The 19,468-nt window shown below is 69.2% G+C and carries 19 protein-coding genes and 4 tRNA genes; 5 read left to right on the forward strand and 18 right to left on the reverse strand.

The features are described from left to right. Positions 1-49: 49 nt before the first annotated feature. The 9 genes from rpoB to AB0411_RS33380 form a co-directional block, all read right to left on the reverse strand. Positions 50-3,535 (reverse strand): DNA-directed RNA polymerase subunit beta, encoded by a 3,486-nt coding sequence (gene rpoB / locus AB0411_RS33340; RefSeq protein WP_088798413.1) that lies wholly within the window; start codon positions 3,533-3,535, stop codon positions 50-52. A 626-nt stretch (positions 3,536-4,161) separates the two neighbouring features. Continuing rightward, the gene (gene rplL, locus AB0411_RS33345) at positions 4,162-4,548 is read right to left on the reverse strand and encodes a 50S ribosomal protein L7/L12 (RefSeq protein ID WP_042155841.1); all 387 of its coding nucleotides are present in this window, start codon (positions 4,546-4,548) and stop codon (positions 4,162-4,164) included. 84 nt (positions 4,549-4,632) lie between these two features. Further along, a complete protein-coding gene (gene rplJ / locus AB0411_RS33350) occupies positions 4,633-5,184 on the reverse strand; it encodes a 50S ribosomal protein L10 (protein ID WP_189101119.1) in 552 nt (183 codons plus the stop codon). 317 nt (positions 5,185-5,501) lie between these two features. Then, complete coding sequence (locus AB0411_RS33355; RefSeq protein ID WP_366420987.1) at positions 5,502-6,365, reverse strand: hypothetical protein; 864 nt, start codon at positions 6,363-6,365, stop codon at positions 5,502-5,504. 148 nt (positions 6,366-6,513) lie between these two features. Beyond that, the gene (rplA, locus tag AB0411_RS33360; protein ID WP_088798416.1) at positions 6,514-7,230 is read right to left on the reverse strand and encodes a 50S ribosomal protein L1; all 717 of its coding nucleotides are present in this window, start codon (positions 7,228-7,230) and stop codon (positions 6,514-6,516) included. A gap of 82 nt (positions 7,231-7,312) precedes the next feature. Beyond that, positions 7,313-7,747 carry a 50S ribosomal protein L11 gene (gene rplK / locus AB0411_RS33365; protein WP_009715899.1) on the reverse strand — a complete coding sequence of 145 codons (435 nt, stop codon included), beginning with the start codon at positions 7,745-7,747 and terminating at the stop codon, positions 7,313-7,315. Between the two features lie 168 nt (positions 7,748-7,915). Further along, positions 7,916-8,782, reverse strand: a complete 867-nt coding sequence (gene nusG, locus AB0411_RS33370; RefSeq protein WP_086717582.1) for a transcription termination/antitermination protein NusG — start codon at positions 8,780-8,782, stop codon at positions 7,916-7,918. Between the two features lie 73 nt (positions 8,783-8,855). Then, positions 8,856-9,152: a preprotein translocase subunit SecE gene (gene secE / locus AB0411_RS33375; protein WP_136741286.1), complete on the reverse strand. Its 297-nt coding sequence runs from the start codon at positions 9,150-9,152 to the stop codon at positions 8,856-8,858. A gap of 108 nt (positions 9,153-9,260) precedes the next feature. Beyond that, positions 9,261-9,333 (reverse strand) — tRNA-Trp (locus AB0411_RS33380). Positions 9,334-9,516: 183 nt separating this feature from the next. Here AB0411_RS33380 and AB0411_RS33385 point away from each other — a divergent pair. Together AB0411_RS33385 and AB0411_RS33390 are read left to right on the forward strand one after the other, a co-directional pair. Next, entirely contained in the window at positions 9,517-10,752 is a 1,236-nt protein-coding gene (locus AB0411_RS33385) for a pyridoxal phosphate-dependent aminotransferase (protein WP_086717578.1), read from the forward strand. Between the two features lie 141 nt (positions 10,753-10,893). Beyond that, complete coding sequence (locus AB0411_RS33390; RefSeq protein WP_366420988.1) at positions 10,894-11,937, forward strand: adenosine deaminase; 1,044 nt, start codon at positions 10,894-10,896, stop codon at positions 11,935-11,937. 76 nt (positions 11,938-12,013) lie between these two features. On the opposite strand, the gene AB0411_RS33395 is transcribed toward AB0411_RS33390, so the two are convergent. From AB0411_RS33395 to AB0411_RS33420, 6 genes are all read right to left on the reverse strand, one after another. After that, positions 12,014-13,069, reverse strand: coding sequence for a UDP-N-acetylmuramate dehydrogenase (locus AB0411_RS33395; RefSeq protein ID WP_366420989.1), 1,056 nt, complete (start codon positions 13,067-13,069; stop codon positions 12,014-12,016). Between the two features lie 61 nt (positions 13,070-13,130). Continuing rightward, on the reverse strand, positions 13,131-13,565 hold the full coding sequence (locus tag AB0411_RS33400; RefSeq protein ID WP_006604857.1) for a MaoC family dehydratase: 435 nt from the start codon (positions 13,563-13,565) through the stop codon (positions 13,131-13,133). 1 nt (position 13,566) lies between these two features. Continuing rightward, positions 13,567-14,019, reverse strand: coding sequence for a MaoC family dehydratase N-terminal domain-containing protein (locus AB0411_RS33405; RefSeq protein ID WP_366420990.1), 453 nt, complete (start codon positions 14,017-14,019; stop codon positions 13,567-13,569). Positions 14,020-14,103: 84 nt separating this feature from the next. Continuing rightward, on the reverse strand, positions 14,104-14,268 hold the full coding sequence (gene rpmG / locus AB0411_RS33410) for a 50S ribosomal protein L33 (protein ID WP_006604855.1): 165 nt from the start codon (positions 14,266-14,268) through the stop codon (positions 14,104-14,106). A gap of 89 nt (positions 14,269-14,357) precedes the next feature. Continuing rightward, positions 14,358-14,430: transfer RNA gene (locus AB0411_RS33415), tRNA-Met, on the reverse strand. 47 nt (positions 14,431-14,477) lie between these two features. After that, a tRNA-Thr gene (locus AB0411_RS33420) sits at positions 14,478-14,550 on the reverse strand. A 182-nt stretch (positions 14,551-14,732) separates the two neighbouring features. Between AB0411_RS33420 and AB0411_RS33425 the strand changes: the two genes are divergently transcribed. Together AB0411_RS33425 and AB0411_RS33430 are read left to right on the forward strand one after the other, a co-directional pair. Beyond that, on the forward strand, positions 14,733-15,995 hold the full coding sequence (locus tag AB0411_RS33425; RefSeq protein WP_366420991.1) for an amidohydrolase family protein: 1,263 nt from the start codon (positions 14,733-14,735) through the stop codon (positions 15,993-15,995). Between the two features lie 76 nt (positions 15,996-16,071). Next, positions 16,072-16,743, forward strand: a complete 672-nt coding sequence (locus tag AB0411_RS33430; RefSeq protein WP_366420992.1) for an NAD(P)H-binding protein — start codon at positions 16,072-16,074, stop codon at positions 16,741-16,743. A gap of 180 nt (positions 16,744-16,923) precedes the next feature. Here AB0411_RS33430 and AB0411_RS33435 read toward each other — a convergent pair. Beyond that, positions 16,924-17,005, reverse strand: a tRNA-Tyr gene (locus AB0411_RS33435). A gap of 189 nt (positions 17,006-17,194) precedes the next feature. Here AB0411_RS33435 and AB0411_RS33440 point away from each other — a divergent pair. Next, the gene (locus tag AB0411_RS33440; protein ID WP_018090929.1) at positions 17,195-17,683 is read left to right on the forward strand and encodes a YajQ family cyclic di-GMP-binding protein; all 489 of its coding nucleotides are present in this window, start codon (positions 17,195-17,197) and stop codon (positions 17,681-17,683) included. A 235-nt stretch (positions 17,684-17,918) separates the two neighbouring features. Here the strand turns inward: AB0411_RS33440 and AB0411_RS33445 are convergent, their stop codons facing one another. Together AB0411_RS33445 and htpX are read right to left on the reverse strand one after the other, a co-directional pair. Further along, positions 17,919-18,311 (reverse strand): YccF domain-containing protein, encoded by a 393-nt coding sequence (locus tag AB0411_RS33445; RefSeq protein WP_366420993.1) that lies wholly within the window; start codon positions 18,309-18,311, stop codon positions 17,919-17,921. Positions 18,312-18,435: 124 nt separating this feature from the next. Continuing rightward, positions 18,436-19,296 carry a zinc metalloprotease HtpX gene (gene htpX, locus AB0411_RS33450; RefSeq protein WP_366420994.1) on the reverse strand — a complete coding sequence of 287 codons (861 nt, stop codon included), beginning with the start codon at positions 19,294-19,296 and terminating at the stop codon, positions 18,436-18,438. Positions 19,297-19,468 lie beyond the last annotated feature (172 nt).

Here is a 19,468-nt window from a genome sequence, read left to right on the forward strand (position 1 = left end):
CTGGGGCCGGCCGGGGGAGCCATCGCTGACTCCCCGGCCGGAACTCCCGTCAGACCTCTTCGACGCTGCTCGGCTCGCGCCGGGACAGGTCGATGCCGAGCTCCTCCGCAGCGCGGAAGACGTCCTCGTCGGTGTCGCGCATCTCGATGGACATGCCGTCCGAGGACAGCACCTCCACGTTGAGGCACAGGGACTGCATTTCCTTGATGAGCACCTTGAAGGACTCGGGAATGCCGGGCTCGGGGATGTTCTCGCCCTTGACGATGGCCTCGTAGACCTTCACGCGGCCGGTCACGTCGTCGGACTTGATCGTCAGCAGCTCCTGGAGGGCGTATGCGGCGCCGTAAGCCTCCAGCGCCCACACCTCCATCTCACCGAACCGCTGGCCACCGAACTGAGCCTTACCACCCAGCGGCTGCTGGGTGATCATCGAGTACGGACCGGTCGAACGCGCGTGCAGCTTGTCGTCGACCAGGTGGTGCAGCTTGAGGATGTACATGTACCCGATCGAGATCGGGTCCGGGAACGGCTCACCGGAGCGGCCGTCGAACAGCCGGGCCTTGCCGGAGCCCTTGACCATCCGCTCGCCGTCGCGGTTGGGGATCGTCGACTCGAAGAGACCCGAGATCTCGTCCTCGCGCGCACCGTCGAACACCGGGGTGGCGACGTTGGAGCCGGGGGCGACCTCGTCGGCGGAGATCGCGTGGAGACGCTTCTTCCACTCCTCCTCGACGCCCTCGACCTTCCAGCCCTGGCTGGCGAGCCAGCCGAGGTGGATCTCCAGGACCTGTCCCGGGTTCATTCGGGACGGGACACCCAGCGGGTTGAGGATGATGTCGACCGGGGTGCCGTCCTCGAGGAACGGCATGTCCTCGACCGGCAGGATCTTCGAGATGACGCCCTTGTTGCCGTGACGGCCGGCGAGCTTGTCACCGTCGGTGATCTTGCGCTTCTGCGCGACGTAGACGCGGACCAGCTGGTTCACGCCCGGCGGCAGCTCGTCGCCCTCTTCGCGGTCGAAGACGCGGACGCCGATGACCTTGCCGATCTCACCGTGCGGCACCTTCAGCGAGGTGTCGCGGACCTCGCGCGCCTTCTCACCGAAGATCGCGCGGAGCAGGCGCTCCTCGGGGGTCAGCTCGGTCTCGCCCTTGGGCGTGACCTTGCCGACGAGGATGTCACCGGCGACGACCTCGGCACCGATACGGATGATGCCGCGCTCGTCGAGGTCCGAGAGGACCTCCTCGGAGACGTTCGGGATGTCCCGGGTGATCTCCTCGGGGCCGAGCTTGGTGTCACGGGCGTCGACCTCGTGCTCCTCGATGTGGATCGAGGAGAGGACGTCGTCCTGCACGAGGCGCTGCGACAGGATGATCGCGTCCTCGTAGTTGTGGCCCTCCCACGGCATGAACGCGACGAGCAGGTTCTTGCCGAGCGCCATCTCGCCTTCGTCCGTGGACGGACCGTCGGCGAGGACCTGGCCCTCGATGACCCGCGCGCCCTCGTCCACGACGACCTTCTGGTTGAAGGAGGTGCCCTGGTTGGAGCGGGTGAACTTGGCGACGCGGTACGTGGTGTACGTGCCGTCGTCGTTGGCGACCGTGATGTAGTCCGCGGAGACCTCCTGGACCACACCGTCCTTCTCGGCCTTGATGACGTCGCCGGCGTCGACCGCGCAGCGGTACTCCATGCCGGTGCCGACCAGCGGCGACTCCGCCTTGATCAGCGGCACGGCCTGGCGCATCATGTTCGATCCCATGAGCGCGCGGTTGGCGTCGTCGTGCTCGAGGAACGGGATCATGGCGGTCGCGGCCGACACCATCTGGCGCGGCGAGACGTCCATGAAGTCGACCTCGTCGGCCGGGACCAGGTCGACCTCGCCACCACGGCGGCGGACCAGGACACGCTGCTCGGCGAAGCGCATGTCGTCGGTCAGCTTCGCGTTGGCCTGGGCGATCAGGAAGCGGTCCTCCTCATCAGCGGTGAGGTAGTCCACCTCCTCCGTGACCTGGCCGTCGACGACCTTGCGGTAGGGCGTCTCGATGAAGCCGAAGACGTTGACCCGGCCGTAGGAGGCCAGCGAGCCGATCAGACCGATGTTGGGACCTTCAGGGGTCTCGATCGGGCACATGCGGCCGTAGTGCGAGGGGTGCACGTCACGGACGTCCAGGCCGGCCCGCTCACGGGAGAGACCACCCGGGCCCAGCGCCGACAGACGGCGCTTGTGGGTCAGACCCGACAGCGGGTTGGTCTGGTCCATGAACTGGGACAGCTGGCTGGTGCCGAAGAACTCCTTGATGGAGGCGACGACCGGCCGGATGTTGATCAGGGTCTGCGGCGTGATCGCCTCGACGTCCTGGGTGGTCATGCGCTCGCGCACGACACGCTCCATACGGGCGAGACCCGTACGGACCTGGTTCTGGATGAGCTCGCCGACGTTGCGCAGACGACGGTTGCCGAAGTGGTCGATGTCGTCGGTCTCGACGACGATCTCCGTGCCGTTCTCGCCGATCGTCTCGGTCTCGCCGGCGTGCAGCTTGACCAGGTACTTGATCGTGGCGATGACGTCATCGGTGGTCAGCACACCGGCGTCCAGCGGCTCGTCGCCGCCGAGCTTCTTGTTGACCTTGTAGCGGCCGACCTTCGCGAGGTCGTAGCGCTTCGGGTTGAAGTACAGGTTCTCCAGCAGCGTCTGCGCGGCCTCACGCGTGGGGGGCTCGCCCGGACGCAGCTTGCGGTAGATGTCGAGCAGCGCGTCGTCCTGGCCCTGGGTGTGGTCCTTCTCCAGGGTGGCGCGCATCGACTCGTACTCGCCGAACTCCTCGAGGATCTGCTCGGTGGTCCACCCGAGCGCCTTGAGCAGGACGGTGACGGACTGCTTGCGCTTGCGGTCGATGCGCACACCGACCATGTCGCGCTTGTCGATCTCCATCTCCAGCCAGGCACCCCGGGACGGGATGATCTTGGCGGAGAAGATGTCCTTGTCGGACGTCTTGTCGATGGAGCTGTCGAAGTACACGCCCGGCGAGCGGACCAGCTGCGAGACGACGACACGCTCGGTGCCGTTGATGCAGAAGGTGCCCTTGTTCGTCATGAGCGGGAAGTCGCCCATGAAGACCGTCTGGGACTTGATCTCGCCGGTCTCGTTGTTGGTGAACTCGGCGGTGACGAAGAGCGGAGCGGCGTACGTGAAGTCGCGCTCCTTGCACTCGTCGATGGAGTTCTTCGGGGGCTCGAAGCGGTGGTCGCGGAACGTCAGCGACATCGACCCGGAGAAGTCCTCGATCGGGGAGATCTCTTCGAAGATCTCTTCCAGACCGGACTTGGTGGGGACTTCCTGCCCACTCTCCAGCGCAGCCTCGACGCGACCCTTCCATGCGGCATTGCCGAGCAGCCAGTCGAAGCTTTCGGTCTGCAGCGCAAGGAGGTTCGGAACCCCGAGGGGCTCCTTGATCTTCGCAAAAGAGATGCGCAGCGGGGCGGTGCTGTCGCCGTTGTTCGTATTGGCAGTCGAGGCGTTGCGCGAGGCGGCCAAGAGGGGGTCCTTCCGAGGGCTCGGACTCACTACGCGCGTACCGGTCCCGAATCGAGCAGACTGAGGGAAAGCCCAGATCAGGGCGGATCATTCAGCTTTGCTCGGGCTCGGGTATGCCCCTGGTGACGGGCAGGGAGCAGCTAACAGGCAGCGCAAAGGGTCAGTGTAGCCACTTGGCACACTGATGTCCAGAGCGAGTTTCCGGAGACCGGTTCAACGCCGTGATACCGATCTTCTCCCTCCGGGAGGTCTTGTCCTCCCACCGGAGGAGCGCCTCGTTGTTCTTCTCTACGCCCATTGCCCTGCGCCTGCCGAAAGCCCTGCGCCAGTGGCGCACACCGATGCTTCCCTCTTCGTCGGCGATCCATGCCTCGAACCCTGGATCGCTTCAGCGTCGCGTCCCGAGAATTGCGCGCCGCGTCCGGTTCGTCAAGGCCCCCCACCTCTGGGAGATCGTCACATGGGGGCACGTCCGGGCAACGATGATCACCATACTCGCACGCAGGCGCGAGACAACGCAGCCGTGACGAGCACGCCGAAGGGCGACCACCCGCATGGGTGATCGCCCTTGGCTGCTGTCCGAGGCGCCTCAGGCGCCGTGGACGTGAGTCAGAGACTCAGTGGGGTCACTTGACCTCGACGGAGGCGCCGGCGCCCTTGAGGGACTCGGCGGCCTTCTCGGCGGCGTCCTTGGCGACCTTCTCGAGGACGGGCTTCGGGGTGCCGTCGACGAGGTCCTTGGCCTCCTTCAGGCCCAGGGAGGTCAGCTCACGCACGACCTTGATGACCTGGATCTTCTTGTCGCCCGCACCGGTGAGGATGACGTCGAACTCGTCCTTCTCCTCCTCGGCGGCGGCGGCCGGGGCGCCCGGGGCACCGGCGGCGGCAACGGCGACCGGGGCGGCAGCCTCGACGTCGAACTTCTCCTCGAAGAGCTTCACGAACTCGGAGAGCTCGATGAGGGTCATCTCCTCGAACTGCGCGAGCAGGTCTTCCTGGCTGAGCTTCGCCATGGTGGCGGTCCTTCCACTAATTCGGCTGGTGCCGGATGTACATGTCTGGCGGGCGTACTACGGGCCCGCTGGGCGTCCGAGTGGTTACTCGGCAGCCTCGGCGGGAGCCGGCGTACCGGCACCGCCCTGCTCGACCTTGCTGCGAAGGGCGTCCGCGGTGCGGGCGAACTTCGTGAGCGGGGCCTGGAAGGTCGCCGCGGCCTTGGCCATGGACGCCTTCATGCCACCCGCCAGCTTGGCGAGCAGAACCTCGCGGGACTCGAGGTCCGCAAGCTTCTTGATCTCGTCGGCGGACAGCGCCTTGCCGTCAAGGACACCGCCCTTGATGACGAGAGCGGGGTTTTCCTTGGCGAAGTCACGAAGACCCTTCGCCGCCGTGACCGGGTCACCGGTCACGAAGGCAACAGCGGTCGAGCCCTTGAGGTGCTCGTCCAGCTGAATCCCGGCCTCCTTGGCCGCGATCTTGGTCAGCGTGTTCTTCACCACACGGTACTGAGCGTTCTCGCCGAGAGAACGACGCAGCTCCTTGAGCTGCGCCACACTCAGTCCGGTGTAAGAAGTCACAACAGCTGCGTTGGAGTCGCGGAGCTTCTCCGTGATCTCCGCAACGGCTGCGTTCTTGTCAGACGTCGCCATGAGCCTCGGCCTCCTTCCGGGTGATGAGGACCGCGCAGAAGGGGCTGGGCAAAACAAACGCCCCGGCGCAGGCGCACGGGGCGTACTCGACCGGAGCGGAAATCCGCCCGGGAGTTCATCCATACACACCTGCGCAGGCCGTCCGCAGCTAGCGGATCCTTCGGCCACCACACGTCCGGGACCGGACGCGCAGAGACAACCAGCGGTCTTTGGCTTCCGGGAAAAGATACGGGAGCGGCCCGTGCTCAGGCAAATCGGGTGTGGGCGGAGGCATCGGCGCGCCCCCGCTCACACCCTCATCCGGTCTGCCGTGCCGGTCAGGCGCCGGGCGGGGTCGCCGTCTGGCTCGCCGGCGGCGGGGCCACGTCGACCTTGCTGCCGTAGGCCGTGTAGAAGGCCGTGGAGTCGCTGGGCTGCTTGCCGCCGAGCTTCTCGGTCTTCTTGACCAGCAGGTTGTCCGAGTCGATCCAGACGTCGAGCTGCTCGCTCTTCGCGCCGCCCTTCTCGAACTGCTTGCGGATCATGTCGCGGAGGTCCTTGCCGAGCTTGCCGCTCAGCTGGTCCAGCGTGATGGTGCCGGTGTAGTGCGTGGCCTGGACGCCGTTGACGTTCTCCTTGCCGACGGCCTTGGCCGTGCCGGAGGCGATCAGCAGATCGATCGGCTGGCCCGGGTTGGCGTTCTGCAGCGCTTCCTGGAACAGCGTGCCCGAGCCGCCCAGCTGCTTCGACAGGGTGGTGTAGCTGTACTTCATCCAGGGCTTGCCGCCGCCACCGGGCATGGCGCCGCCCATGTTCATGTACACGGCGTCCTTGGTGTAGACCGCCTTGATCGGCTTGCCGGGGCTTCCCCCGCCGGTCATGGTGTTCTCCACGTTCATCTGCATGCCCTGCGACCAGTCCAGCCCGCCCTTGGTGGCCTGCTTGATCTGCTTGCCGGCGACGGTCGTGGTCGTGGAGCCGTCGATCTTCGCGGTCTTCTTGCCCGCGGTGGCCTCCTGGGCCGCCTTCAGCGCGTCGACCGGGTTCTGCGCCGGGTCCTGCTTCCCGTCCGCCCCACTGCTCCCGCCGGTGCTGCTGCTCCCGCCTCCGGACGCCTTGCCGGCGTCGTCGTTGCAGGCGCTCAGGCCGCCCACCAGGATCACGGCACCCGCCACGGCGGCGGCTATACGCGTACTACGCACGAGAGGCTCCCCCTTGGATCATCTTTACGGACCTCGGGGCGACTGTAGTGCAGGGCACCGACAGCACATGCGTCAGGCCCCGTCCCTCCCAAGGGAGGAACGGGGCCTGACGCACGAATCACGCGCTACGAGGCGTCGATCAAGGAGATCAGACGGCCTCGTCCTCGACGAGGAGGTTGCGGGTGCGGTTGGCGTCCAGCGGGATGCCGGGGCCCATCGTGGTGGTGACGGTCGCCTTCTTGATGTAGCGGCCCTTGGCGGCGGACGGCTTGAGGCGGTTGATCTCCTCGAGCGCCGCGGCGTAGTTCTCCACCAGCTTGGTCTCGTCGAAGGAGACCTTGCCGATGATGAAGTGGAGGTTCGCGTGCTTGTCCACGCGGAACTCGATCTTGCCGCCCTTGATGTCGGTGACAGCCTTGGCGACATCCGGGGTGACGGTGCCGGTCTTCGGGTTCGGCATCAGACCACGCGGACCGAGCACGCGGCCGAGGCGGCCGACCTTGCCCATGAGGTCCGGGGTGGCGACGACGGCGTCGAAGTCCAGGCGGCCCTTGGAGACCTCGTCGATCAGTTCGTCCGAGCCGACGATGTCGGCGCCGGCGGCTTCCGCGGCCGCAGCACGGTCACCGGTCGCGAAGACCAGGACCCGGGCGGTCTTACCGGTGCCGTGCGGGAGGTTCACGGTGCCACGGACCATCTGGTCCGCCTTGCGCGGGTCGACACCCAGACGCATGGCGACCTCGACGGTCGCGTCGAACTTGACGGACGCGGTGTCCTTGGCGAGACGGACGGCCTCGAGGGGGGCGTACACGCGCTCCCGGTCGATCTTCGCGTCCGCGTTGCGAAGAGTCTTGCTGCGCTTCACTTCTGCTCCTGATGCAGTGGGGTGGAGTCGTGGTGCGGACCAGCGCCTGGTCCTGCCACGGGTGGTGCCTGAGGGGCTGGGATCAGCCCTCGACCGTGATGCCCATGGAACGGGCGGTGCCGGCGATGATCTTCTCGGCGGCGTCCAGGTCGTTGGCGTTCAGGTCGGGCATCTTGGTCGTGGCGATGTCACGGACCTGGTCGCGCGTGATCTTGGCGACCTTGGTCTTGTGCGGCTCGCCGGAGCCCTTCTCCACGCCCGCGGCCTTCAGGATGAGCTTCGCGGCCGGCGGGGTCTTGGTGATGAAGGTGAAGGAACGGTCTTCGTAGACCGTGATCTCCACCGGCACGACCATGCCACGCTGCGACTCGGTCGCGGCGTTGTAGGCCTTGCAGAACTCCATGATGTTGACGCCGTGCTGACCCAGCGCGGGGCCGACCGGCGGAGCCGGGTTTGCGGCACCGGCCTGGATCTGGAGCTTGATAAGCCCCGTGACCTTCTTCTTCTTGGGAGGCATGCTCTCTCCGGGTCCTAGTGAGAGGTGTTTCGCCAGCCCATCCGGTCATCCGGATGGAGGCATACCGCACAACGATAACGGGTATCGTCGCGCGGCCAAAAACCGAGCAGGTCAGACCGGCTGTGAGCCCGTCTGACCTGGTCGGTTTGGCTGGTGGTCCGGAAGAACCTAGTTCTTCTGGATCTGGTCGAAGCTCAGCTCGACCGGGGTCTCGCGGCCGAAGATCTCGACGAGGCCCTTGACCTTCTTCGAGTCGGCGTTGATCTCGTTGATCGTCGCCTGCAGCGTCGCGAACGGACCGTCGGTGACGGTGACGGAGTCGCCCACCTCGAAGTCCAGCACCTGGACCTCGACCTTGCGGGACGGCGCCGGCTTGCCCTCGGCCGCGGCGGCCTCCTTGGCGGCCTTCTCCTCGGCCTCCGGGGCGAGCATCTTGACGATCTCGTCCAGCGTCAGCGGGTAGGGGTCGTAGGCGTTGCCGACGAAGCCGGTGACACCCGGGGTGTTGCGGACGACGCCCCAGGACTCGTTCGTCAGGTCCATGCGCACGAGAACGTAGCCCGGGAGCTTGTTCTGGCGGATGGTCTTGCGCTCGCCGTTCTTGATCTGGGCGACCTCTTCCTGCGGCACCTCGGCCTGGAAGATGAAGTCCTCGACGTTCAGCGAGACGGCACGCTGCTCGAGGTTGGTCTTCACGCGGTTCTCGTAGCCCGCGTAGGTGTGGATGACGTACCACTCGCCGGGCAGACCGCGGAGCTCGTCGCGGAGGGCGGCCACCGGGTCGACCGGCTCCTGCTCCTCGTCCTCGTCGACCTCGGCGGTGGCCTCGGCCTCGTCCTCGGTGTGCACCGCGGCCTCTTCGGCGGGCTCGCCGGCGGCAGCGTCCTCGGCGTCGAGCTCGTCGACCTCGTCGACGCCCTCGACGATCTCAAGCGCGGTGTCGTCGCCCTCGACCTCGGCCGAGGCAGCCGCGTCCACGTCGGCCGCTGCCGTCTCGGCGGAGTCGGCGGCGTCGTTCAGGTTCGGGTCAGACACGGTGGCTGCTTCTTCCTGGCTTCAAGGGGTTGAACATGCGAAAGGGGCGCCCGCTGAGGCGCCCTCCGCGGGATCAGCCGAAGACGTACCCGACGACTCGGTTGATTCCCAAGTCAATCACGGTTACGAGACCGATGATGATGACAACAAAGACGATCACCACGCTGGTGTACGTCGACAGCTGGTTGCGCGTGGGCCAGACGACCTTGCGGAGCTCCGCCACGACCTGGCGGTAGAAGAGCGCGAGACGCGCGAACGGGCCCTTCTTGCCGCGCTTGCCGCCACGGCGGGGCTTCTTCTGGGATTCCGCGGTTTCGTCCTCGGAACGACCGCGCTCAGGCATGTCGATGGAGCCCAGGGCGTCCGTCACTCGTCCTCACCTGAATCCGGGTCGTGGCCGTGCCGCGCCCGGTTGAGCCGCACGGCGGTGCATTTCATACGTACGCGTGCACGCACTGCGGTAGGAGAGTGCGTGTAGCAGGGCCGGAGGGACTTGAACCCCCAACCGCTGGTTTTGGAGACCAGTGCTCTACCAATTGAGCTACGACCCTTTGTGGTTCCCCCAACCTACCGCATGCGGCCGACTGCACTAAGTGCGTGCACCGCGGCGACCTGTCGGGAGCCAACGGTCAGCGAGTGTACGTGGTTCGGAGCCGGGCGTCGAACACGATCCTCCCGGGTGGTGCCCGCAAACCCGTGTTACGGGCTCGTCGGAGGTCTGCAACGATGCATATATGAGCGCTGCAACCCCTTCCGCATCGTCCCCCACCGACCGCCGGGTCTCCGCCCGTGTCGGTTCGATCTCCGAGTCCGCCACCCTCGCCGTCGACGCCAAGGCGAAGGCCCTCAAGGCGGCCGGACGCCCGGTGATCGGCTTCGGCGCCGGTGAGCCCGACTTCCCCACGCCCGACTACATCGTCGAGGCGGCGATCGAGGCCTGCCGCAACCCGAAGTACCACCGCTACACCCCGGCCGGCGGCCTCCCCGAGCTCAAGACCGCGATCGCCGCGAAGACGCTGCGCGACTCCGGCTACGAGATCGAGGCCGCGAACGTCCTGGTGACGAACGGCGGCAAGCAGGCCATCTACGAGGCGTTCGCCGCGATCCTCGACCCGGGCGACGAGGTCATCGTCCCCGCCCCGTACTGGACCACCTACCCCGAGTCGATCCGGCTCGCGGGCGGTGTGCCGGTCGATGTGGTCGCCGACGAGACCACCGGCTACCGCGTGACCGTCGAGCAGCTGGAGGCGGCCCGTACGGAGCGCACCAAGGTGCTGCTCTTCGTGTCTCCGTCGAACCCGACCGGTGCGGTCTACACCCGCGAGCAGGTCGAGGCGGTCGGCCGCTGGGCCGCCGAACACGGCCTGTGGGTGCTGACCGACGAGATCTACGAGCACCTGGTCTACGGCGACGCCGAGTTCTCGTCGCTGCCGGTGGTCGTGCCCGAGCTGCGCGACAAGTGCATCATCGTCAACGGCGTGGCGAAGACGTACGCGATGACCGGCTGGCGGGTGGGCTGGGCGATCGGTCCCAAGGACGTCATCAAGGCCGCGGCGAACCTCCAGTCGCACGCCACGTCCAACGTCTCCAACGTCGCCCAGGCCGCGGCCATCGCGGCGGTCTCCGGCGATCTGACGGCCGTCGAGGAGATGAAGGTCGCCTTCGACCGCCGCCGCCGCACGATCGTGCGGATGCTCAACGAGATCGACGGCGTGCTGTGCCCGGAGCCGGAGGGCGCGTTCTACGCCTACCCGTCGGTCAAGGAGCTCCTGGGCAAGGAGATCCGCGGCAAGCGCCCGCAGAGCAGCGTCGAGCTGGCCGAGCTGATCCTGGAGGAGGCCGAGGTCGCCGTCGTCCCGGGTGAGGCCTTCGGTACCCCCGGCTACCTGCGGCTCTCCTACGCGCTGGGCGACGAGGACCTGGTCGAGGGCGTGTCGCGGCTCCAGAAGCTGCTGGCCGAGGCCAAGTGATCAAAGCCTCCCGCGGGCAGCCGCGGGAGGCCGTGCGAGCGGGCGTCCGGAGCCTTCCGGGCGCCCGCTCGCACGTTCCCCCGGACACCCCTTCGGGAAAGGCCCTACCGGCGCACCGCCCGAATGCGGCAAGATCTTGGGATGGAGAGCGTTCCTGCCCGCGGTGAAGCCGCTGTTCGAGACCTGAGCCGATTGCCGAAGGCCCATCTGCACCTGCACTTCACCGGCTCGATGCGGTCCACGACCCTGCTGGAACTCGCCGACAAGTACGGCGTCCACCTTCCGGAGGCCCTGCGGAGCGGGGAGCCGCCCCGGCTGAGGGCGACGGACGAGCGGGGATGGTTCCGCTTCCAGCGGCTGTACGACATCGCGCGGTCGTGCCTGCGGGAGCCCGACGACATCCGGCGGCTGGTCCGCGAGGCCGCCGAGGAGGACGTCCGCGACGGGTCGCGCTGGCTGGAGATCCAGGTCGATCCGACGTCGTACGCGCCGAGACTGGGCGGCCTGATCCCGGCCCTGGAGATCATCCTGGACGCGGTGCGGGGCGCCTCCCGCGACACCGGGCTCGGCATCCGCGTCGTGGTCGCCGCGAACCGCATGAAGCACCCCTTGGACGCCCGCACGCTGGCCCGCCTCGCGGTGCGCTACGCCGACCAGGGGGTGATCGGCTTCGGGCTGTCCAACGACGAACGCCGGGGATTCGCCCGGGACTTCGACCGGGCCTTCGCCATCGCCCGGGAGGGCGGTCTGCTGGCGGTGCCGCACGGCGGGGAGCTCTCGGGGCCGGCGAGCGTCCGGGACTGCCTGGACGACCTGCACGCCGGCCGGGTGGGGCACGGCGTACGGGCCGCGGAGGACCCCGTGCTGCTGCGCCGGCTGGCCTCGCGCGGGGTGACCTGCGAGGTGTGCCCGGCGTCGAACGTGGCGCTGGGGGTCTACGAGAAGCCGGAGGACGTGCCGCTGCGGACGCTCTTCGACGCGGGCGTGCCGATGGCACTGGGCGCGGACGATCCGCTGCTGTTCGGCTCACGGCTGGCCGCGCAGTACGAGATCGCCCGCACCGCGCACGGCTTCACGGACGCCGAGCTGGCCGAACTCGCCCGGCAGTCGGTCCGCGGCTCGCGCGCCCCGCAGGACGAGCAGCAGCGGCTGCTGGCGGAGATCGACGGCTGGCTGGCTGGCTAGCGGCCAGGGGCCGCCCGGGAGGCCCCTGGGGCCTGTCCTGGGCCGACTGGGCCGGCCCCCGGGCCGGCTTTCGCGCCTAGAGGCTGACGCCGACCGTGACCGGCTCGTTGACGAGCGTGACGCCGAAGGCCGCGTGGACGCCGTCGCGGACCTCGCGGGCCAGGGCGAGCAGGTCCTCGGTGGTGGCCTCGCCGCGGTTGGTGAGCGCGAGGGTGTGCTTGGTGGAGATGCGGGCCGGGCCGGTGCCGTAGCCCTTGGTGAAGCCGGCCCGGTCGATGAGCCAGGCGGCGGAGGTCTTCACCAGGCCCTCGCCGGCCGGGAAGGCGGGCGGGGCGGTGTCCGGGCCGAGCCGCTCCTGGACGCGCCGCAGGAAGACGGCGTGCTCGGCCTCGGTGAGGATCGGGTTGGTGAAGAAGGAGCCGGCCGACCAGGTGTCGTGGTCGTCGGCGTCCAGCACCATGCCCTTGCCGGCGCGCAGCGCCAGAACGGTCCGGCGGGCGATGGCGGCCGGGACCCGGTCACCGGCCTCGACGCCGAGGGCGCGGGCGGTCTCCGGGTACTTCAGGGGCGCGGAGAGGCCGCCGGCGTCCTCCAGGGCGAAGCGCACCCGCAGCACCACGAACCGGTCGGGGTGCTCCTTGAAGCGGCTGTGGCGGTACGAGAAGCCGCACTCCGCGTTCGGGATCGTGACGGTCTCGCCGGCCCGGCGGTCGTAGGCGACGACCTCGGTGATCGTGGCGGAGACCTCCTGGCCGTACGCGCCGACGTTCTGGATCGGGGTGGCGCCCGCCGAGCCGGGGATGCCGGCCAGGCACTCCACACCGGCCAGCCCGGCCTCGACGGTACGGGCGACCGCGTCGGACCAGTTCTCGCCCGCGGCGAGCGTGAGGTCCGTGCCGTCGAGCGCGAAGCCGCGGGTGGCGATGCGCAGGGCCGTGCCGTCGAAGCCCTTGTCGCCGATGACGAGGTTGCTGCCGCCGCCGATGATCAGCAGCGGGGTCCCGGCCTCGTCGGCCGCGCGGACCGCCGTGATCACCTCGTCGTCGGTGGTGGCCGTGACGAGGCGGGTGGCCGGTCCGCCGAGGCGGAAGGTGGTCAGCGGGGCGAGGGGCGCGTCGTGGAGTTCCTGCACGCGCCCAAGGGTACGGGGGCGGCCGGGCCGCACTCGGCCGGCCGCCCCCGTACGGCGCGGATCAGGCGAGGCGGACCACGGCGCGGGACATGCCCAGCACCTTCTGGCCCGCGCTCATCGCGGTGAGGTCGACGCGGACCGTGCGGTCGTCGTCGTCCAGCTTGGCGGCGACCTTGGCGCTGACCTCGATCAGGGCACCGGTCTCGTCGTTGGGGACGACGACGGGCTTGGTGAAGCGCACGCCGTACTCGGCGACCGCGCCGGGGTCGCCGGCCCAGTCGGTGACCACCCGGATCGCCTCGGCCATGGTGAACATGCCGTGGGCGATGACGTCCGGCAGCCCGACCTCCTTGGCGAACTTCTCGTTCCAGTGGATGGGGTTGAAGTCACCCGAGGCGCCCGCGTACCGGACGAGCGTGGCGCGGCTCACGGGAAAAGTCTGCGCCGGGAGTTCGGTGCCGACCTCGACCTCGTCGTAGGAAATCTTGGCGGTCATCTCAGGCCTCCTTCGCGCCGCGGGCCACCAGCTTGGTGAAGGCGGTCACGACGTGTTCGCCCGCCTCGTCGTGGACCTCACCGCGGATGTCGATGATGTCGTTGCCCGCCATGGTCTTGATGGCCTCGATGGTGGAGGTGACGCTCAGCCGGTCCCCGCTGCGCACCGGCCGGGTGTAGGCGAACTTCTGGTCGCCGTGCACCACCCGGCTGTAGTCCAGGCCCAGTTGCGGATCCTCGATGACCTGACCGGCCGCCTTGAAAGTGATGGCGAACACAAAGGTCGGCGGCGCGATCACATCGGAGTGGCCGAGCGCCTTGGCCGCCTCGGCGTCCGTGTAGGCGGCGTTGGTGTCACCGATCGCCTCGGCGAATTCGCGGATCTTTTCCCGGCCGACCTCGTACGGCTCGGTGGGCGGGTACGTGCGCCCCACAAATGACTGGTCGAGCGCCATGGGCTCGCAACCTCCCTGTACTGATGGTGATAACGCCGTGAGGCCGCCCCCACGAATGGGGACGGCCTCACGAACGAGCCTGTGTTATCGCGTCTCGCGGTGCGCGGTGTGCGAGTTGCAACGGGGGCAGTGCTTCTTCATCTCAAGACGGTCCGGGTCGTTGCGCCGGTTCTTCTTGGTGATGTAGTTCCGCTCCTTGCACTCCACGCAGGCCAGCGTGATCTTCGGGCGGACGTCGGTGGCAGCCACGTGAGTGCTCCTTGGACGGACGGGTGGTCGGATTAACGCATAAAAGAGTAGCCGATCGGAGGACCGACCCCACAATCGGCTACTGTCAGTAGCGGTGACCGGACTTGAACCGGTGACACAGCGATTATGAGCCGCTTGCTCTACCGACTGAGCTACACCGCTGTGATGCAAGAGTCCCTCGCCCGAAGGCGAGGTACCTCACACATCAGAGCCCCAATACGGAATCGAACCGTAGACCTTCTCCTTACCATGGAGACGCTCTGCCGACTGAGCTATTGGGGCGAGCGATGAAGACATTACACGGCCCGCCGCCAAACGTGAAATCCGTATCCGGGCCGCGCCCCAACGGCCTCGCGCACCACACCGGTACGACTATTTCGTGCCTGCGCAAAGCTCTCCCGGCAGCGCCCTAGGCTCGGAAGAACGCTGCGTGATCTTGCACGCCGGTGGCTTCGAGGAGCGCGATGTCCGACAGCAGTTCGCCGCAGCCCCAGCCGGGAAGTCCCGGCGGCGCCGGCCGCTACGCCAGGGCGGACAGCGGGGCACTGGTGTTGTGCGGCGCACGGCTCGCCGACGGCCGGACGGTGGACGTACGGCTCGGCGGCGGACACATCGAAGCCGTCGGGACGGCCGGCAGCCTCGCCCCGCAGGGCGCCCGCATCGACCTCGCCGGCTACCTCCTGCTCCCCGCCCCCGCCGAACCGCACGCGCACTGCGACACCGCCCTGACGGCGGACTCCGACGGCCCCGCCTCCGGCTCCCCCGAGGACGTCCAGCGGCGGACGACCGAGGCCGCGCTGCTGCAACTGGGGCACGGCGCCACCGCGTCGCGCAGTCACGTCCGGATCGGTGACGTACAGGGCCTGCGTTCGCTGGAGGCGGTGCTGCAGGCGCGCCGGTCGCTGCGCGGGCTGGCCGAGCTGGCGGCGGTCGCGGTGCCGCGGGTGCTGACCGGGGTGGCCGGGGCGGACGGGCTGGCGATGCTGCGGGACGCCGTGAAGATGGGCGCCTCGGTGATCGGCGGCTGTCCGGACCTCGACCCCGATCCGGCCGGGTACGTCGAGACGGTCCTGGAGCTGGCCGGGGAGCACGGCTGCCCGGTGGACCTGCACACCGACGGCGACGATCCGGCGCGGCTGGCGCGGTTCGCGGCGATGTCCGGCGGGCTGCGGCCGGGGGTCGCCCTCGGGCCGTGCGCCGGGATGGCGCGGATGCCGCGGAGCGTGGCGGGGCGGGTCGCCGAGCAGCTGGCGGCCGCCGGGGTCGCCGTGGTCTGCCTGCCGCAGGGCGACTGCACGGGGCTGGAGCGGTACGGCTCGCGGGTGTCGCGGCCGGCGCCCGTACGGCTGCTGCGGGCGGCCGGGGTGCGGGTGGCGGCGGGCAGCGGGGCGCTGCGGGACGTGGCGAACCCGGTGGGGCGGGGCGATCCCTTGGAGGCCGCGTATCTCCTGGCCTCCCTGGGGGAGGCCACCCCGGAGGCGGCGTACGAGACGGTGAGTTCGGCGGCGCGGGCGACGCTGGGGCTGCCGGAGGTGCGCGTCGAGGCGGGCTTCCCCGCGGAGCTGCTGGCGGTGCGCGGGGAGCGGATCGCCGGGGTGCTCTCGCTGGCCTACAGCCGCATCGTGATCCACCGCGGGCGTGTGGTCGCCCGCACCAGCGCGGTGCGGGAGTACTGCGACTCGGCGGCGGAGGTGGCACTGGAGCTGCCGCGCCAGTCGCAGCGCTGAGCCACGGCGGCGAGAAGCCGCCGGGACCCGGCCGGTCCCGCGCCCGGCGGCGCCCCTTCGGCGTACGGTCGGGATCATGCGCATTGTCATCGCAGGTGGACATGGTCAGATCGCGCTGCGGCTGGAGCGGTTGCTCGCCGGGCGCGGGGACGAGGTCGCGGGCATCGTCCGCCGGCCGGAGCAGGCCGGGGATCTGCTGGCCGCGGGTGCCGAGCCGGTGGTCTGCGACCTGGAGTCGGCGTCGGTGGAGGACGTCGCCCGGCACATGGAGGGCGCCGACGCGGCCGTCTTCGCGGCGGGCGCCGGGCCGGGCAGCGGCATCGAACGCAAGGAGACGGTGGACCGCGGCGCGACGCGGCTGTTCGCGGACGCGGCCGAGGCGGCGGGCGTGCGGCGCTTCCTCGTCATCTCCTCGATGGGCACGGACCGCGAGCCGCCCGAGGGCACCGACCCGGTCTTCGCCGCCTATCTGCGGGCCAAGGCCGCCGCCGACGCCGACATCCGCTCGCGCGCGGGGCTGGACTGGACGATCCTGCGGCCCGGCCGGCTGACGGACGACCCCGGAACGGGCCGGGTGACGCTGGCCGACGCCACGGGGCGCAGCGCGGTCCCCCGCGACGATGTCGCGGCCACTCTGATGGCGCTGCTCGACGAACCCGCCACCATCGGCCGGACGTTGGAGCTGATCGGCGGGGATGTGCCGGTGGTGGACGCGGTGCGGGCGGTGGCGGTGGCGCAGCGGAGGTAGGGCGCCGCCGGAGGCGCGGTGACGCCGGTGGGCCCGTACGGGGCGGGGCCCGGTCGTGTGAGGTCGGCAACAGGCCGGCGGCCGGGCCGCCCGGGGCACGTGGGGACACGCGCGGGCGCGCAGACAAAGAAACGGTCCCCGGTCTGCGTTTCCGCAGTCCGGGGACCGTTCCACTACCTGTGGCGGCGCCAGGATTCGAACCTGGGAAGGCTGAGCCGGCAGATTTACAGTCTGCTCCCTTTGGCCGCTCGGGCACACCGCCAGGGTTTGCTGCCGGGAGACCCGCTGTGGGGCGGTGCTCCGTGGCAACGACGTAAACCATACCCGATGGCTGGGGGTGGTTCGCCACTCGATTCGAGAGCGCTGGATCTTGGCCGGGTGGCTAGGCTTGGCAGGCGGCCGGGGAAGGCCGCACCCCTGACGGATCTACGTAACGAGGAGCCAACTCAACATGGCCGACTCCAGTTTCGACATCGTCTCGAAGGTAGAGCGGCAGGAGGTCGACAACGCCCTCAACCAGGCCGCCAAGGAGATCTCGCAGCGCTACGACTTCAAGGGCGTGGGCGCGTCGATCGAGTGGTCGGGCGAGAAGATCGAGATGCGGGCCAACGCCGAGGAGCGGGTGAAGGCCGTACTCGACATCTTCCAGTCCAAGCTGGTCAAGCGCGGGATCTCGCTGAAGGCGCTGGACGCCGGCGAGCCGCAGGCCTCGGGCAAGGAGTACAAGATCTTCGCCTCGATCGAGGAGGGGATCTCGCAGGACAACGCCAAGAAGGTCGCCAAGATCATCCGCGATGAGGGCCCGAAGGGCGTCAAGGCGCAGGTGCAGGGCGACGAGCTGCGGGTCAGCTCGAAGAGCCGGGACGACCTGCAGGCGGTGCAGCAGCTGCTCAAGGGCAAGGACCTGGACTTCGCCCTGCAGTTCGTGAACTACCGCTAGGAGCCCGCATTCCGGGTGCCACGGGATGGGGCGGTGCGCTGCGGCGTGCCGCCCCACCGGTGTGTCGGGGCGGAAACGCGGGAGCGCGGGGCGGCCGGGCCGCGTCGTGGGCGTGGCCTTCCGGACGACGGGCACGAGGCGGCCCGCGAGCTGGTCGGCGGGGGCTGGAGCGGGTCGGCGGTGTGCGGCCCCTCGGGGGCTCGTACGGGTCCGAGGGCGAGGGGCCGGCGGGCGGTCAGCGGGCGGCGAACGGCTCGTCGGTGGGGACGATGTCGCGGCCCAGCGGCATGAGGGAGACCGGGATCATCTTGAAGTTGGCGATGCCGAAGGGGATCCCGATGATCGTCACGCACAGGGCGAGGCCGGTGATGATGTGCCCCAGGGCCAGCCACCAGCCCGCGAAGATGATCCAGACGACGTTGCCGATCGCCGAGCCGACGCCGGCGTCATGGCGTACCACGGTCGTGCGGCCGAAGGGCCACAGGGCGTAGCCCGCGATCCGGAAGGACGCGATGCCGAACGGGATGGTGATGATCAGGATGCAGCAGATGACGCCCGCGACGACATAGCCGATCGCCAGCCACAAGCCGCTGAGGACCAGCCAGAGGACGTTAAGGATGAACTTCATGATCAACAGCCTTCCACGGGCACGGCGGAGAACGTAACTGCCGTGCTAGACGCGCCGAGCCTGGTGAACCGTTGCGTTCATCATGCGACGGGGGGATGGTGACGGCCACCGGTCCCCGGGGGCGTCAGGGGCGGTGGCCCGCCATCTGTTCGAGGCGGGTGATCCGTTCGCGCATCGGGGGGTGGGTGGAGAACAGCCGGGACAGGCCGTCGCCCCGGAACGGGTGGGCGATCATCAGGTGGCCGGCGGTCTCCAGGCGCGGCTCGGGCGGGAGCGGGAGCTGCTGCGTTCCGGCCTCCAGCTTGCGCAGGGCGGAGGCGAGCGCCAGCGGGTCGCCGGTGAGCTGGGCACCCGCGGCATCCGCCTCGTACTCCCGCGAGCGGCTGACGGCGAGCTGGATGAGCGAGGCCGCGACCGGCCCGAGGATCATGATCAGCAGCATGCCGAGGAGGCCGGGGCCCTCGTCGTCGTCGGAGCGGCCTATGGGGATCAGCCAGGCGAAGTTGACGAGGAACATCACGACGGAGGCCAGCGCGCCGGCCACGGAGGAGATCAGGATGTCGCGGTTGTAGACATGGCTGAGCTCATGGCCGAGCACGCCGCGCAGCTCGCGTTCGTCCAGCAGCTGGAGGATGCCGTCGGTGCAGCAGACCGCGGCGTTGCGGGGGTTGCGGCCGGTGGCGAAGGCGTTGGGCGCCTGGGTCGGGGAGATGTACAGGCGCGGCATGGGCTGGCGGGCCGCCGTGGAGAGCTCGCGGACCATGCGGTAGAGCTGGGGCGCCTCGAACTCGCTGACCGGGCGGGCACGCATCGCCCGCAGAGCCATTTTGTCGCTGTTCCAGTAGGCGTAGGCGTTGGTGCCCAGGGCGACGACGACGGCGATGATCAGGCCCGTACGGCCGAACAGGCTGCCGATGACGATGATGAGGGCGGACAGTCCCCCGAGGAGGACGGCGGTCCTGAGCCCGTTGTGCCGGCGGTGCACGGTACGCCCTCCAAGCGGTGCGGCAGGGGAACCCTGTGCTGCGTTTCTCCACTCTCCAGTGGACCCTTACTCACTGGTCAACGCGAGATGAACGAGCCTGGTTCCCTTGTCCGCGCGCGGCCCACCGGGCGCGGCACGAGGACGCGCCCGGTGGGGCCCGCGGCCGTACGGG

Origin of the sequence: Streptomyces angustmyceticus (assembly GCF_040701845.1) — a bacterium.
Classification (GTDB): domain Bacteria; phylum Actinomycetota; class Actinomycetes; order Streptomycetales; family Streptomycetaceae; genus Streptomyces; species Streptomyces angustmyceticus_A.